We start from the raw sequence: 15161 nt of genomic DNA on the forward strand, positions 1-15161 counted from the left end.
CGGAAACATTTTGGATTTCTAGCCAATTTTTTGTAGATTGCTTTTTATCGATCAATAGTAATACATTAAAAAAAAGCAATTATGGGAAAAGGCGATAAAAAAACCAGAAGAGGCAAAATAGTTATGGGATCGTACGGAAAGAAAAGACCGAAGAATGGTCCCAAAATAAATGTGAAAAAAGAAAAAGAAGGAGCTTCATAAGCTCCTTCTTTTTTATTTAATGTTATTGATTGCCTGTTGTTCGCGTAGTTTATCCACGTTATTTTTTTCAGCGAACTCATCGGTAGCTTGCTGGAACGTCTCCAGAATTTCCCGTATTGAATCGGCATTATCTGCCGTACGCTGATAGATATCAGGCAGCTTGGTTTCAATCGTTTTATCGCCCAGCTCAATATTGTCTACTTCTATTTTACCGATTTTTTCCAAAACCGCCTGCTGGCTATTTCTCACATCTTCGAGCTCCCGGGCAATTTTAGCCATTAAATCGAATTTCTTTAACTTATCCATAGTCGTTGTTTTGTTTTGATACTATAGATATAACGTATGGTTAAAGTTATTGTTTTTAAAAAATCTATATAAAAACGGACGAATGCTTTAACTGATCGTGCGTCCAGGATATACGGCTAATGCTTCTCTTAGACATTCTAAGGCCCTTTTTAAATCTTCTTGTTTGAGCACATAGGCTAAGCGTACCTCGTTTTTTCCGGCCCCATCTGTACTATAGAAACCCGTAGCGGGTGCCATCATAACGGTCTCGTTGTGGTGGGAGAAAGACTCCAACATCCATTGGCAGAACTTGTCCGCATCGTCGATGGGCAATTGGGCGACTACATAGAAGGCGCCGCCGGGATTCGGACAGAACACCCCGGGTATCGCATTTAAGCCTTGCACGAGTGTATCCCTCCGGGCTGTATATTCCTTGGACACCGCTTGGAAGTAGCTGTCTGGCGTATCAACGGCCGCTTCAGCTGCAATTTGTCCTTCTAACGAAGGGCTTAATCGAGCCTGTGCAAATTTTAAAGCGGTCTGATACAAGGCTGTATTTTTCGTAATCAAACAACCGATACGCGCTCCACACGCTGAATAACGTTTTGATACGGTATCAAAAATGACAACGTGCTCCTCCAAACCTTCTAAATGCATGGGAGAGATGAACTCCCGACCATCGTAGCAGAACTCGCGATACGCTTCGTCTGAGAAAAGGTATAAATCGTGCTTCAAGCATAACTCCTTTAAATGTTCAAGCTCCTCGCGCGAATAGAGATAGCCGGTTGGGTTGTTGGGGTTGCAGATTGCTATTGCTTTCGTTTTCTCTGTAATCAGTTTCTCAAATTCTGCAATGGGCGGTAGTCCGAATCCGTTCTCGATATACGACATGATCGGTTTAACCACGATGTCCGATGAACATGCAAAACCATTGTAATTGGCGTAAAATGGCTCGGGTATGATAATTTCTTCTCCGGGATTTAAACAAGCTTGCATCGCAAAGATGATCGCTTCTGACCCACCATTGGTCACTAATATATCATTAGCGGTAATATTGTAATGCAACTTATTGTAGTATTGCGCCAATTTTGTACGATAAGAAGCAATTCCTTCTGAGGGCGTGTAGGCCCATACTTTAAAGTTTATGTTTTTGAGCGCTTGTAGCATTCCCGCTGGCGTCTCGATATCGGGCTGACCGATATTCAGATGATAGATTTTTTTTCCTTCTTTCTTAGCCTCGTCAGCAAATGGTGTAAGTTTCCTGATTGGCGAAGCTGGCATGTCGATGCCTTTTTTTGATATTTTTGGCATTTCTTGTGGTGTTTTAGAATGTGCTGCAAAATTAGCAAAAGAAAATGATCGAAGATAATGATTTTATCAAGTGGATACGATAGGTTGTGAAGTGGGCAATTTACGCGGTTTCCGTCGGGGTTGACAAGGCGTTGTTTATAAGAACGGTCCCTCCGTAGTCATCCTACGTTCATGCAAAGAACAGTTCCTAAAAAAAACCATCCGGAGATGGTTTTTTATGGAAAGGAATCGTTGGTTATTACTCGACGTTTCCTTTTACTGTCAATGTCTTTACAGGGGTCTTGGTATTGGACTTCACTGTAAATTGTTTGGTAAAGGGTCCTTTTGCCGCAGCGTTATAGGTTACGGTTACGGTTCCGCTTTCACCTGGTTTTACAGGAGTTCTTGTGAATTCAGCTACAGAGCAACCACAAGACGGTTTTACCTCATTAATAATGATTGGCGCGTCGCCTGAGTTCGTGAACTTAAAATCAAATGAGGCCGGTTTGTTTTGAGGAATGCTACCGAAATCGTGTGTTTCTTTTTCAAATTTAAATTCTCCGATAGCTAGTGTCATGGATGTAAATCCTATGATAGCTATAAACATCGCTAAAATTCCTACTGTTTTTTTCATCGTCATCATATCTTCGTTAACTACCTAATTCAATCAAAATATACGCCAAATTTACCAAATATGCCTCATTGTTATGATATAAGGATCATTGTCGACAAAAATATTACAAAGCTCCTATTAAATAATACCTTCTTTAAGAAGATCTTGGATGTGTATAATCCCCTGATAACGATCGTCTTCTGTGACGATTAACTGCGAGATGTTATTTTGCCGCATTTTGTGTAATGCTTCCACGGCTAGTTCCGCACGATCGATGGTTTTCGGAATTCTGGCCATAATATTTTCAGCCATAACCTTCGATAAGTCGTCGTATTTTTCCAACATGCGGCGTATATCTCCGTCGGTGATAATGCCAATAATGTTTTGTCCGTCGAGAACAGCCGTAGCGCCTAGGCGGTACTTGGTTATGGTGATAATAACTTCCCGGATGTTGGCTTGCGGACCAACGACAGGCTTGCCATTGGCATCTGACAAGTCGCTAACTTTGAGATAAAGCTGTTTTCCGAGTGCCCCACCTGGATGGTATTTAGCGAAATCCCGGTCAGAAAACTGACGGCACGTCTGTAAACACACGGCCAACGCGTCACCCATTGCCAATTGCGCCGTGGTGCTGGTGGTAGGCGCAAGGTTATTCGGGCAGGCTTCACGTGCGACAGTTGTATCCAACACATAGTCGGCTTGTTGTGCTAAGAACGACGATAGATTTCCTACAATGGCGACCAGGGTATTTCCTGTTTGCTTCAGGAAGGGGACTAATACCTTAATTTCAGGTGTATTGCCACTTTTAGATATAGCGATGATTAAGTCGTGCGTTTGGATAATACCTAGATCACCATGGATCGCGTCGGCAGCATGCATAAAAATAGCGGGCGTGCCTGTCGAATTAAATGTCGCAACAATCTTTTGAGCAATGATGGCGCTTTTCCCGATACCGGTGACGATAACCCGTCCCTGCAAATTTAGGACCGTATCTACCACTTTAACAAAATCTGGACCGATGAGGCCGGTCAAGTTATGTATGGCAGACGCTTCCAGTTCGAGGGTTTCGATAGCTGTCTTTTTGATGTCGATGTTGTGTATCACAGAAAAAATATCTAATTTTATATTAAGAAACTACAAAAGTAAGTTATTTAGCGCTCAAAAGCGTCACAGGTCCATCTAATTTTTTGTCTACAGTCAATGGAAATAGAAAAGTCACTATTTGACAATTTGCAGGAATTTTTCGGCTTCGATACATTCAAAGGAGATCAGGAAGCGATCATAACGAACATCCTCAACAAAAAGGACACGTTTGTCATTATGCCTACTGGTGGAGGAAAATCGATCTGTTACCAGCTTCCTGCACTCATGAGTGAAGGAACCGCTATTGTCATTTCTCCATTGATCGCTCTGATGAAAAATCAAGTGGATCAACTGCGTGCATTCGGGGGAAATGACAGTATTGCTCATTTTTTAAACTCTTCGTTGAACAAAGGGGATATTACCAAGGTAAAACAGGACGTCTCTTCTGGAAAGACAAAGTTGTTGTATGTGGCTCCGGAGTCGTTGGCAAAAGAGGAAAATACGCAGTTTTTAAAGCAAATTAAGGTGTCTTTTGTAGCGGTGGACGAAGCGCATTGTATTTCGGAATGGGGGCATGACTTTCGTCCGGAATACCGCAAAATAAGACAGGTCATCAATGGGATAGGCGAAGGCATTCCAATTATTGCATTAACGGCTACAGCCACACCTAAAGTTCAGTCGGATATTCGTAAGAATCTGCAAATGAACAATGCAACGCTTTTTAAATCGTCCTTTAATCGTTCTAATCTCTATTATGAAGTTCGGACAAAAAAAGATGTTGTAAAAGAAATCGTACGATTCATCCGATTAAACGCCGGGAAAACGGGTATCATCTATTGTTTGAGTCGGAAAAAAGTCGAAGAAATTTCGGAAGTTCTAAATATTAATGGAATAAAGGCCTTGCCTTACCATGCGGGACTGGACGCAAAAACAAGGGCGGAGACACAGGATAAATTCCTGATGGAGGACGTCGAGGTGATTGTTGCGACTATTGCTTTCGGAATGGGGATTGATAAACCAGATGTGCGTTATGTTATCCATCACGATATCCCAAAGTCTATGGAGGGTTATTATCAGGAAACGGGTAGAGCGGGACGCGACGGCGGGGAAGGGTATTGTTTGGCGTTTTATTCCGAAAAAGACGTAGAGAAACTGACTAAGTTTATGAAAGATAAACCAGTTTCTGAACGCGAGATAGGAACACAGATCCTGAAGGAAGTTATCGATTATTCGGAATCTTCGGTATGCCGACGTAAACAGATACTGCACTACTTTGGCGAACAATTTGACGAAACCGGCTGTAACAATATGTGTGACAATTGCAGGGCAAAGAAAACGTATTTCGAGGCGGAAGAGTCCCTGCTAAAAGTTCTCAATTTTATAAAGGAAGAAGGTGAGCGTTTCGATGACCATCACATCATCAATGTGCTTATTGGTCAAAATAATCAACCTATTTCGTCCTATAAACACGACCAGCACCAGTTGTTTGGCACCGGTAAGGAAAGGGGAGCGAATTATTGGAAATCGCTCATTCGACAAGCGGAGCTCAATAACTTCGTTCGAAAAGATATTGATCACTATGGCTTGCTGATGTTGACAGAAAGCGGTCGTAAATACCTGGCCAATCCATATGCAATTAAGTTCATCTTGAACAGGCCAATGGAGAAAGCGGAAGACGAGAGTGCAGATGAACTGGCGGGAGGTTCTGTCGCTTTGGATGCAGAGCTTCTGAAGATGTTGAAGGAATTACGTAAGAAAATCGCAAAACAAAAAGCACTGCCGCCGTTTGTCATATTTCAAGATCCCTCGTTGGACGAGATGTGTACTCATTATCCGGTGACGTTAGATGAGTTGAAACAGATTCAAGGCGTAGGCGGTGGAAAGGCCACGAAATTTGGAGCACCCTTCGTCGAACTGATCAAAAAATATGTCGACGATAATGATATTGATCGTCCGCAAGATTTGGTAGTCAAAAGTACGGCAAACAAATCAGCACTGAAAGTCTCCATCATACAAAACATAGACCGAAAAATTGGATTGGATGATATAGCATCTTCGAAAGGAATTAGTTATGAGGATTTACTTAAAGAAGTAGAGTCTATCGTTAACTCAGGAACGAAGCTCAATATCGGTTATTTTGTAGATGAAATGATTGATCGCGATCGACAGGATGAGGTATATGACTATTTTCGCACGGCAGAGGTTGACTCGATCGATAAAGCACTAAATGAGTTGGGCGAAGAGGACTATACATTTGAAGATATTCAGTTGATGCGTATAAAATTCATGTCAGAATTAGGAAATTAATTACCAAAAATATATATGATTCAACAATATTTGTCCACAATCAAAAACGGTGATTCCACCCAGTTTTTTTTGATGGCGGGTCCTTGTGCCATTGAGGGAGAAGAAATAGCGCTACGCATAGCAGAACGGATCGTAACAATTACAGATAAGTATAATATTCCGTATATTTTTAAAGGATCTTATCGAAAAGCTAATCGTTCTAGAGTCGACTCATTCACGGGAATTGGGGATGAAAAAGCGTTGAAGGTATTGGAGAAAGTAGGCCGAACGTTTGGCGTTCCGACTGTCACGGATATTCATGAAAGCCATGAAGCCGAATTAGCTGCGGCGTATGTGGATGTACTTCAGATACCAGCTTTTCTTTGTCGACAAACGGAACTGTTAGTGGCAGCGGCTAAAACGGGCAAAGTTATCAACATAAAAAAAGGACAATTTTTATCCGCCGGATCTATGAAGTTTGCCGTAGACAAGGTCAGAGATTCTGGAAATAACAAGGTATTCTTAACAGATCGGGGCAACTCATTCGGGTATCAGGATCTAATCGTGGATTTTCGAGGATTGCCGGAAATGCGGGCGTTCGATGTACCAACGGTGATGGACTGCACACATTCCCTACAACAGCCCAATCAAACGTCTGGAGTAACTGGAGGAAAGCCAGAATTGATTGAAACGATAGCAAAGGCGGCTATTGCGGTTGGCGCAGACGGTTTATTTATCGAGACGCATCCCGATCCAGCCAATGCGAAATCTGACGGGGCCAATATGCTTCATCTGGACTTGCTAGACCCCCTATTAAAAAAACTAATTAAAATTCGGGAAGCCATTTTATAAATTCCCCGTCCTGTACACCTAATAAGGCGACCTCGATTGGTCGCTTTTTTTTTTGTGGTACAGCGATTTTCAGAAATGGAAAACCATTTCAGGGATAGACCATTCTTCAGTTGTGCGTGTCTACAACAACGTATTGGGAGCTTTGCGAGCAAGCTGGGGAGCTGAGGTTGTTGAGATAAACGATCAAGAACGATATTTGGAACTGAGGAGGATTTAACACTAATAAATTTGAAGGATGTATTTACTACGTAAAACGAAGATCATGTATCTCATAGGATTAGGGACGATTCTCCTATGTATATCTTGTGTGGGGGGCTCGACGGAGGAGCAATCCATCGAAGGACCGTCCGATTCCATTCACCGTTCTACCGATGGGGATGAGGGTGTCCCGTTGAATGAACTAGATCGTAGCCACGACGAGGATAGCGCTATACAGAAAGCCCAAGAGCCGACCGGAGTGCCAATGGATAATCTGGATAGGACCGAAACGAACGACACCATTGGGCAACCAGCGGTATCACCAAAAGAAGATTAGAACCGTTGGTTATCCTTTTTTCTGCAGGAATCGTTGATCATTTTCGGGGGAGTCATGGTATCTCTCCCGTACTGTTTTTAACTTGTCAATCATCATTTTCCGAACATCACTGTAGGAAGGGTCATCGAAAATGTTATTCAGCTCTGCGGGGTCTTTTTCCAAATCATATAGTTCCCATTCATCAACATCATAATAAAAATGAATGAGTTTGTACCTGTCGGTTCGGATGCCATAGTGTCTTTTTACCATATGTATACTTGGGTATTCGTAATACGTGTAGTAAACCACGTCTCTCCATTTTTGCGTATCTCCTGTAGCGAGCGGCCGAAAGGATTCCCCCTGCATGTCTTTGGGTGGTTTGACGCCTGCGAAGTCTAACAATGTGGGGGCGAAATCCAGATTTTGAACCAATGCATCCGATTTTCTTCCTGGAGCAATTTCTTGGGGATATCGGACTAAAAGTGGTGTGCGAAGAGACTCTTCATACATAAAACGTTTATCGAACCAGCCATGTTCTCCCAGGTAAAATCCTTGATCAGAGGTATAGACAACGATCGTGTTTTCATCGAGATCATTTTCAGCTAAATAATCTAATAGTTTTCCGACACCTTCATCTACAGCGGCTACTGTGCCCAAATAATCTTGCATATAACGCTGATATCGCCATCGTAGTAACTCATCCTGCGACATCTTAGGGTAGTGCATACGAAAGTCTGCCATGATTGGCATGTATACAGAATCCCAAGTCGCCCGTTCCTTTTCAGACATCCTTCCCAAGTTGTTATCGAAAGCAGCTTTGTCCCACGACATATATTCCTTTAATCCAAGTTCATCCATTAATGAAGGTGGAATCTTACTGTCGCCCGCCCAGTTCATGTGTTTTAGAATGTTCATCTCTGCAGTCTTTGCCGCAGTTCCGCGATTTTGAAAATCGTCAAACAATGTCGCGGGCTCCGGAAAACGCATGGCGGTATATTGTTTTATATGCCGAAGCGCAGGTAGCCACTCCCGGTGGGGTGCTTTCTGATGGTATAGTACGCAGAAGGGCTTCTCGGGATCGCGGTTATCAATCCAATCCAGTACCATATCGGTCGTCAGGTCGGACACATAGCCTGTCATCTGTCGTTTTTTGCCATTTACAATGAAGTTAGGATTGTAATATTCGCCTTGATCAATTAAAACGGCGGAGTGGTCGAAACCGGCCGGTATACCGTCCATATGTATCTTGCCGATTAATGCTGTTTGGTAACCATTTCTCTGCAAAATCTTGGCAAAATTGTCTTGACTCCAATCGAAACTAGCTTCGTTGTCAATTTTTCCGTTAATGAAGCTGTGTTTACCAGTTAGCAATACGGCGCGACTTGGTGCACAAAGCGAGTTGGTGACCGTTGCTCGCGTGAACATGATGCCCTCTTTCGCTAATCGGTCTATATTTGGTGTGTGATTAAGCCCATGTCCATAAGCGCTGACTGCTTGATAGGCGTGATCGTCACTCATGATATACACGATATTTGGTCGTTGTTTTTTTTGAGCGACCAGGATGGTCGGGAGGATAAGCGTCAGCAGCAAAAGGAGTGTTAAGTTTTTTCGGTCGTTCATGTTCAGAAATATTTCGTCCACGCGTTTATTTGACGATTTAAATATATATAAAATCTGCTAAAGAGCGGAATACACTAAGAGACAATCCCTATCTTAGTGTATTAACACGGATAAAATGAATGTCGATACAACAAAGCAAACAGGGATGGTTTACCGTAGATGTGGCAGAAGTGGTATAAATTTGCCTGCAATTTCTCTCGGGCTGTGGCAGAACTTTGGTGGTACGGACACTCAAGCTCAATTCAGAAGAACACTACGAACAGCGTTTACCGAAGGAGTTATACATATTGATTTAGCGAATAATTATGGACCGCCGTCAGGTACAGCGGAAATGAATTTTGGTCAGGTGCTGAAAAGTGATTTGGGTGTTCATCGGGATGAGCTATTTATCTCTACGAAGGCAGGATATACGATGTGGCCAGGTCCATATGGCGATTGGGGTAGTAAGAAGTATCTGATGGCTAGTTTAGAACAAAGTCTTAAACGTATGCAATTGGAATACGTGGATGTGTTTTATCACCATAGGCCGGATGCCGAAACACCGATGGAAGAAACTATGGAAACCTTGAGCAGTATGGTAAGCCAAGGGAAGGCTCTATATATTGGACTATCTAATTATCCAACAGAACAAGCAGAGCGAGCATTTACGATCCTCGAACAATTGGGGACTCGTTGTTTGGTTCATCAACCGAAATACTCTATGCTGGTTCGGACCGTGGAAGATGGGCTGCTGGATTGTTTGGAAAGGTTACAGGTGGGATGTATTGCATTTTCTCCGTTGGCGCAAGGTTTACTTACAAATCAATATCTACATGGCATACCGACAGACTCGCGCGCACGCAAAGAACATTTTTTAAAATCGGCGAGTATAACGCCAGAATTGATAGGTCAATTAACGAAGCTGCACGAGTTAGCTCTTTCCAGAGGGCAGTCTTTGGCACAAATGGCCATAGCATGGCTTTTAAAAGATGAACGGGTGACATCTGTCTTGGTCGGCGCACGCAACGAAACACAGTTATTGGATTCGTTACAAAGTTTAAACAACACGTATTTTACAGCAGATGAACTACAGCAGATAGACGCTATCTTAGGCCACGCCGGGATTTAAATTAACGAAGAACGTACCCCTCCATATCGAAATGTCAAGGGGCTTGGCGAGAGGGGCACGGTCTTATAATTTAATGGAAATGGTAAAGAAACACCACGTCGCCTACATAAGCCGGTTTAGTTTGTTCTTTAATCACGAGCGTAGCTTCTATAGTTGCTTTTACAATCCCTCGTAGATTTGTAATGGACTTTACTTTCGCCTGAAGCTGGACTTCATTATCGACCAAAACAGGTTGTCCGAATCTCAGATTTTCAATGCCGTAATTGATTTCCATCTTGACATTTCGAATATCTGCTATCTGTTTCCACAAATGTGGTATGAGCGACAGTGTGAGATATCCGTGCGCAATGGTGGTCTTGAAAGGTCCTTCTGACGCGGCTCTTTCCTGATCTACATGTATCCATTGGTGATCAAGTGTCGCATCAGCAAAACGATTGATCTGCTCTTGATCGATTTTGTGCCAATTGGAAACTCCAAGTTGGCTGCCTTCATAAGTTTTGTACTCTTCGAAATTATTGATAATGACCATAGTGTATATAAGTTTTTTTGAACGTCATAACGTGTGCGTTACCCACAATTGTCATACTTTTGTAAGTTCGTCCCTAAAATATCAAAAACTATGCATAGATTGCCGTTTTTTTAAATTAAATCGTAATCCATATGAAATCTTTCCGATCAGAACCGCAGCATGTAAAATGGTATAAGTTTTGCTAGGTAACGATTAATTTTAACCTTATTTTTATGCCGATTAATTTGTCTCAGCTCATTTATGGAGCAATAAAGAAAGATGAGCTTGATGAAATTATCAGTCGCCGATATTTTGGCGAACGTGTCTATATCGATCCGCCAATGCATGAGGAAGAGATCTTCAACTTAATTGCCTTAGCGAATAATCTATACCAACAAGGTGCTATTTCGAGAACAAAAGAAAGTCCGTTTGAACTTATGGACGCGGGAGACTACTCCGTACAAGGACCTTTTTGTTTAGTGATGGGGTACTTGTCGAAGCAGATCGAGTTTATTAAGAATGGAGCGGATCCAGGCGACTATTCTTCGCGTGACTTAGAGAATTTTTGTGACGAAAGCATTGAAGACGTAACGATACGGTTCGGAAATTACACAATAGGCAAACGCTTAGACTAGACGCTGGACAGAACAACAAAGAATATATAGGCTAGCGAGTTATGTTCGTATCATCATCATTCCCGCTATGACGATCAACAATACCCAAATCCTGTTGTCGTTTGCGTTGTTCGATATCTACAGATTCTTCGTCGTCGTTTTCAACTTCCGGTGTTTCTGTCGGTTTATTTTCCTCATATGTATCTATATCGGGGTTTTCTCTTTCTAGTGGATTTACGTCGGGCTGAATAGGGGGAAGATTTTCTACCTCTTCTTCGGGATCTGGAGACGCAAACAGGTTGCCGTAGAAAGGCCTACTATACCAAACATTGATTTCCATTGTACTTTTTCGAGCCCGCCAAGTGGGAAATTGGTCTACTGTTGTTGCCTGATAATTCTTCATGAACGATATGTTTTAATTCGTCTAGAGAACGCAGAAAAACCATTATCGTTTTGTACGTTGGTAACGGAGTACTTGGCTGAGGACGTCAACTTTGGATATAAAAATGCAAAAGTTTGTAACTTTTTGTAATTCCACTCGACTAATCCAGTGTTTAATGAATCAGTCGAATTATTTAACTTTATGAAAAGAACCTTTGTGACCGTTATTCTTGTCGTACTTGTCTTGACCTCGTATGCGCAAAGCAAAATTAAGGGCCGCGTTTACGATGTTGCAGATAATCAACAATTGACCAACTCCATGCTTATGCTAATAACAGCGAAAGACTCGATATTAGTAGATTTTGCTTATTCCGACGAAACGGGGCAATTTGTGATGAACCAACCCGATACGGGCATCTACTTGTTGATTGCTAGCTATCCGAAATATGGCGACTTCTATATCGATATTAGACCCGATACAGCGTATGGCGCATTACAGATACCCTTGACCAGCACAGCTCAATTATTAGAAGAGGTGGTCGTAACAGGTCGGATCCCGATAAAAATAAGTGGTGATACGACAGAATACGACGCAGGTAGCTTTAAAGTGGAAAAAAATGCAAAAGTTGAAGATCTGTTAAAGGTGTTACCGGGTATTACGGTAGATGCGTCGGGCAATATAACTGCTCAGGGCAAAACCGTGAAACGAGTGCTTGTTGACGGTGAGGAGTTTTTTGGAGACGATCCAACGCTAGTAACGCGTAACATCCGGTCGGACATGGTGGACAAGGTACAGGTGTATGAAAAAAAATCTGAGCAAGCCGAGCGCACAGGCGTGGACGATGGACAACGTGAACAGACGATTAATGTTAAACTGAAAGAAGATGCTAAAAATGGAATGTTTGGCAAGGCACTATTGGGAGGCGGTACAGATCAATATTACATGGGGCAGTTGATGATTAACAAATTCAAAGGAAGTCAAAAGATATCGGCATATAGCCTATTCGGAAATAATGCAACGACGAGTTTGGGACGGGAAGATGCCGAGAAATACGGGGGGGACAGCGGCGTAAACTATGGGGATGACGGCAGTGCTTGGTTTACCAATGTGGATGATCCATTTTCCGGAAAAGGGGTGGTAGGCGTCCCGAGTGCCATCAATACAGGAATAACTTACGCCGATCGATTCAATAAGGATAAGCACAAGGTTAATTTAAACTATAAATATGGCCGTATAAGTAGTGATGGGGAAGATGAAACAACTACGAGTGGAATCATCAATAACAATACACTAAAGAAAGTAGATACAGACAACGAACAACACCGCGTTAATTTGAAATATGATCTTAATTTGGATTCGTTAAATCTTTTGACTATTGCTGGAAACGCTTCCAGAAAGAAGCTGTGGCGAGATAATGTAACCGAATCAAACCAATATAATTTGGACATGTCGCCAACAGTAAGTAATAAAAGTAACGAAATATCGGAGGCTGAGGTAAGTTCGTATACCCTGAATGCACTATACACGCGCAAGTTTATGAAGAAAGGACGTTCTATCACATTGAATGGGCAAATCAGTCGAGATCAAAATGTGGGCGGGGGTACTCTTTATGCTACTACAGATCGATTAGCGTCAGCGATAGATACAACGGATCAACGTAAGAACCGAGATCAGCAAAATGACCATCAACGTTTGTCGCTCACCTACACGGAACCATTAACGAAAGCGTTGAACCTTTCTGTTGGAGCCGGTGTCGAACGTAGCAAAAGTGCCTCGTTGATTGAATCATTCAACAAGTCCGAGGCTGGGGTATATGATGAATTGGATTTGCGTTTCAGTAACAACTATAGATTCGATCGTTTGAGTAGCAATTATAAGCTAGCGTTAAATTATCGAACGGAAAAATTGCGCTTGAATTTCAGTAACAGTTTTAACAACGATGATTTAAATCAACACAATAATTATACGGATGCTGAGCTGTCGAGAAACTTTTTTACGTACAATCCGTCATTAGGCGGCGGCTATTCATTTACGAAGAGCAAGAACATTTGGTTCAACTATAACGGACGTAACAACTTACCTTCGCTAAGCCAAATACAACCTATCGTAGATAACACAGATCCGATCAATAGGTACATAGGGAATGAGAATTTAACCCCTTCGTTTAGTCATTCTTTCAACGTGGGCTATAATACATTTAAATTATTGACGGGCAGTTATTTTTATGTCGGAGGTGCATTTAGTTTGGAAAAAGATCCAATTAGTCAGAATATTACCACTCGGGACACAATTAACGAATACAAGTGGAATAATGTTATCGGAGAAAATAATACCAATTTTAATTTTTGGGCAGGGCATTACTTTAAAATTGATAAAGATTTAGGGCTATCTAATTCGCCACAAGTATCTGTATGGCGGAATGTGAACTTTAATTACGTGAATGGTGATCTTAATAAGATAAATACCACAAACTATAATTTTACGTATAATATCTTGCGGGATACAAAAACGGGGGTCAACTTCAATGTGAACCTAAGCCCCCAATATCGGGTGATGAATTCCAGTTTGGAAACGAATACGAATAGCAACGGTTTCGTCTTCGGTTCAAACGGTAGTGTCGAATATTTTTTAAGTAAGACATTTAAGATATATACAAACTACACCTATACGTACGAAGCACCGACGCAGGCATTTGATCAGAAATTCGAGCAGTTTCTGGTGCATCCGGGCGTTAGCAAGAAGTTTTTGAAAAACGAATCTTTAGTTCTTGATTTTGTAGTCAATGATGTCTTTAACCAAAATAAAGGGTTTAGTCGTTCTGCCGTCAACTCTGTATTTACGCAACGCCGATTCGAAACCATCCGTCGATATTATATGTTGAAAGTATCATGGGATTTCGCTAAAATGTTTATTTAATATTATCAAAAATGAAAACTAAAATATATATATTCTTTACTTTTTGTTTGTTGTGGTTGGGGGTAGATGCCCAACACACCCTGTTTTCGAAGTCAGGAACGATCACGTTTGACAAAACAATGTATATGAAAAATATTGTTGCCAAACAATTTATTGAGAAGGCCGACGATCGGTCCCGAGGACAATTTGAAAGCATGTTGCCCAGAATTCCACAACAAGTCGTATTGAAAAAAACGCTTAAATTTAATGCACATGAAACCCTATTCGAGCCGGTAAAATCTCAGGATCTGGATTTGCAAACACAACAACTGATCATGATGTTTGCGCTGGATTTCGAAGCCACTACTTTTTCTAATCTCCAAACAAAAGAGTATAAACGTTTTAATGACTTGATTGGAGAAAAAATAGTTATTCACGATACGGTGAAAACGATGAAATGGCGTATTACAAATGAATATCGTGACATTGCTGGTTTCACATGCCGACGGGCAAACGGACTTACGCCAGATTCGATTTATGTGGTGGCCTATTTTACACCTGAACTTCCGGTTAGTGGAGGTCCCGAGTCTATTAGCGGTTTGCCAGGAATGATTTTGGGCCTTGTCGTGCCGAGCCAACATGTTTCCTATTTTGCTAGTAAGGTTGAGCGTAGTGCGCCGGTCTCGATGGATACAAAAGTCTTTGAAAATAAAAAAACAAAAGTTATGTCCAGAAAGCAAATGGTCGATCAATTTTCGGCAACCCTGTCGGGTTGGCTGAATAAAGAAACGGTGGATTATATTATGAAACTGGGAACACTATAACGCATATCATCTGTTCCCCAAAAAAAGCGGGGACTGTCTCATCAAGTAGTAAATAAAAAATATGGAGTTCAGTTATGTCCCTTATA

The 15161-nt window shown here is 41.7% G+C and carries 15 protein-coding genes; 8 read left to right on the forward strand and 7 right to left on the reverse strand.

The window, feature by feature from the left end; all coding sequences use genetic code 11:
• Window positions 1-81 precede the first annotated feature (81 nt).
• Window positions 82-201, forward strand: coding sequence for a 30S ribosomal protein THX (locus ACFSR5_RS03355; protein WP_380900712.1), 120 nt, complete (start codon window positions 82-84; stop codon window positions 199-201).
• A 12-nt stretch (window positions 202-213) separates the two neighbouring features.
• On the opposite strand, the gene ACFSR5_RS03360 is transcribed toward ACFSR5_RS03355, so the two are convergent.
• From ACFSR5_RS03360 to ACFSR5_RS03375, 4 genes are all read right to left on the reverse strand, one after another.
• Window positions 214-507 carry a hypothetical protein gene (locus ACFSR5_RS03360; protein ID WP_380900714.1) on the reverse strand — a complete coding sequence of 98 codons (294 nt, stop codon included), beginning with the start codon at window positions 505-507 and terminating at the stop codon, window positions 214-216.
• Window positions 508-594: 87 nt separating this feature from the next.
• The gene (locus ACFSR5_RS03365) at window positions 595-1797 is read right to left on the reverse strand and encodes a pyridoxal phosphate-dependent aminotransferase (RefSeq protein WP_380900716.1); all 1203 of its coding nucleotides are present in this window, start codon (window positions 1795-1797) and stop codon (window positions 595-597) included.
• Between the two features lie 238 nt (window positions 1798-2035).
• Complete coding sequence (locus ACFSR5_RS03370) at window positions 2036-2410, reverse strand: DUF1573 domain-containing protein (RefSeq protein WP_380900718.1); 375 nt, start codon at window positions 2408-2410, stop codon at window positions 2036-2038.
• Between the two features lie 117 nt (window positions 2411-2527).
• Window positions 2528-3490, reverse strand: coding sequence for a KpsF/GutQ family sugar-phosphate isomerase (locus ACFSR5_RS03375; protein WP_380903163.1), 963 nt, complete (start codon window positions 3488-3490; stop codon window positions 2528-2530).
• 99 nt (window positions 3491-3589) lie between these two features.
• On the opposite strand from ACFSR5_RS03375, the gene recQ reads away from it, so the two are divergent.
• The 3 genes from recQ (at window position 3590) to ACFSR5_RS03390 (ending at window position 7145) form a co-directional block, all read left to right on the forward strand.
• Entirely contained in the window at window positions 3590-5779 is a 2190-nt protein-coding gene (recQ, locus tag ACFSR5_RS03380; RefSeq protein WP_380900720.1) for a DNA helicase RecQ, read from the forward strand.
• 15 nt (window positions 5780-5794) lie between these two features.
• Entirely contained in the window at window positions 5795-6610 is an 816-nt protein-coding gene (kdsA, locus tag ACFSR5_RS03385; protein ID WP_380900722.1) for a 3-deoxy-8-phosphooctulonate synthase, read from the forward strand.
• 235 nt (window positions 6611-6845) lie between these two features.
• Window positions 6846-7145: a hypothetical protein gene (locus tag ACFSR5_RS03390; RefSeq protein ID WP_380900724.1), complete on the forward strand. Its 300-nt coding sequence runs from the start codon at window positions 6846-6848 to the stop codon at window positions 7143-7145.
• 9 nt (window positions 7146-7154) lie between these two features.
• Here ACFSR5_RS03390 and ACFSR5_RS03395 read toward each other — a convergent pair whose 3' ends face one another.
• On the reverse strand, window positions 7155-8744 hold the full coding sequence (locus ACFSR5_RS03395) for a sulfatase family protein (RefSeq protein WP_380900726.1): 1590 nt from the start codon (window positions 8742-8744) through the stop codon (window positions 7155-7157).
• Between the two features lie 115 nt (window positions 8745-8859).
• On the opposite strand from ACFSR5_RS03395, the gene ACFSR5_RS03400 reads away from it, so the two are divergent.
• On the forward strand, window positions 8860-9852 hold the full coding sequence (locus tag ACFSR5_RS03400; RefSeq protein WP_380900728.1) for an aldo/keto reductase: 993 nt from the start codon (window positions 8860-8862) through the stop codon (window positions 9850-9852).
• Between the two features lie 70 nt (window positions 9853-9922).
• Here the strand turns inward: ACFSR5_RS03400 and ACFSR5_RS03405 are convergent, their stop codons facing one another.
• Window positions 9923-10381, reverse strand: coding sequence for a MaoC family dehydratase (locus ACFSR5_RS03405; protein WP_380900730.1), 459 nt, complete (start codon window positions 10379-10381; stop codon window positions 9923-9925).
• A 212-nt stretch (window positions 10382-10593) separates the two neighbouring features.
• Between ACFSR5_RS03405 and ACFSR5_RS03410 the strand changes: the two genes are divergently transcribed.
• Complete coding sequence (locus ACFSR5_RS03410) at window positions 10594-10995, forward strand: hypothetical protein (protein WP_380900732.1); 402 nt, start codon at window positions 10594-10596, stop codon at window positions 10993-10995.
• 31 nt (window positions 10996-11026) lie between these two features.
• Here ACFSR5_RS03410 and ACFSR5_RS03415 read toward each other — a convergent pair whose 3' ends face one another.
• Entirely contained in the window at window positions 11027-11377 is a 351-nt protein-coding gene (locus ACFSR5_RS03415; RefSeq protein ID WP_380900734.1) for a hypothetical protein, read from the reverse strand.
• Between the two features lie 180 nt (window positions 11378-11557).
• Here ACFSR5_RS03415 and ACFSR5_RS03420 point away from each other — a divergent pair, with 180 nt between their 5' ends.
• Complete coding sequence (locus ACFSR5_RS03420; protein WP_380900736.1) at window positions 11558-14272, forward strand: outer membrane beta-barrel protein; 2715 nt, start codon at window positions 11558-11560, stop codon at window positions 14270-14272.
• Window positions 14273-14283: 11 nt separating this feature from the next.
• Window positions 14284-15075: a GLPGLI family protein gene (locus tag ACFSR5_RS03425; RefSeq protein WP_380900738.1), complete on the forward strand. Its 792-nt coding sequence runs from the start codon at window positions 14284-14286 to the stop codon at window positions 15073-15075.
• Window positions 15076-15161 lie beyond the last annotated feature (86 nt).

The organism is Sphingobacterium suaedae (genome assembly GCF_042684625.1).
In the GTDB taxonomy this organism is placed as follows: domain Bacteria; phylum Bacteroidota; class Bacteroidia; order Sphingobacteriales; family Sphingobacteriaceae; genus Sphingobacterium; species Sphingobacterium suaedae.

Excerpts from the sequence above, each read along its gene's own strand:
- ACFSR5_RS03355 (WP_380900712.1), top strand. The coding sequence starts at position 82 with ATGGGAAAAGGCGATAAAAAAACCAGAAGAGGCAAAATAGTTATGGGA.
- ACFSR5_RS03360 (WP_380900714.1), bottom strand. The coding sequence starts at position 507 with ATGGATAAGTTAAAGAAATTCGATTTAATGGCTAAAATTGCCCGGGAG.
- ACFSR5_RS03365 (WP_380900716.1), bottom strand. The coding sequence starts at position 1,797 with ATGCCAAAAATATCAAAAAAAGGCATCGACATGCCAGCTTCGCCAATC.
- ACFSR5_RS03370 (WP_380900718.1), bottom strand. The coding sequence starts at position 2,410 with ATGAAAAAAACAGTAGGAATTTTAGCGATGTTTATAGCTATCATAGGA.
- recQ (WP_380900720.1), top strand. The coding sequence starts at position 3,590 with ATGGAAATAGAAAAGTCACTATTTGACAATTTGCAGGAATTTTTCGGC.
- kdsA (WP_380900722.1), top strand. The coding sequence starts at position 5,795 with ATGATTCAACAATATTTGTCCACAATCAAAAACGGTGATTCCACCCAG.
- ACFSR5_RS03390 (WP_380900724.1), top strand. The coding sequence starts at position 6,846 with ATGTATTTACTACGTAAAACGAAGATCATGTATCTCATAGGATTAGGG.
- ACFSR5_RS03395 (WP_380900726.1), bottom strand. The coding sequence starts at position 8,744 with ATGAACGACCGAAAAAACTTAACACTCCTTTTGCTGCTGACGCTTATC.
- ACFSR5_RS03400 (WP_380900728.1), top strand. The coding sequence starts at position 8,860 with ATGAATGTCGATACAACAAAGCAAACAGGGATGGTTTACCGTAGATGT.
- ACFSR5_RS03405 (WP_380900730.1), bottom strand. The coding sequence starts at position 10,381 with ATGGTCATTATCAATAATTTCGAAGAGTACAAAACTTATGAAGGCAGC.
- ACFSR5_RS03410 (WP_380900732.1), top strand. The coding sequence starts at position 10,594 with ATGCCGATTAATTTGTCTCAGCTCATTTATGGAGCAATAAAGAAAGAT.
- ACFSR5_RS03415 (WP_380900734.1), bottom strand. The coding sequence starts at position 11,377 with ATGAAGAATTATCAGGCAACAACAGTAGACCAATTTCCCACTTGGCGG.
- ACFSR5_RS03420 (WP_380900736.1), top strand. The coding sequence starts at position 11,558 with ATGAAAAGAACCTTTGTGACCGTTATTCTTGTCGTACTTGTCTTGACC.
- ACFSR5_RS03425 (WP_380900738.1), top strand. The coding sequence starts at position 14,284 with ATGAAAACTAAAATATATATATTCTTTACTTTTTGTTTGTTGTGGTTG.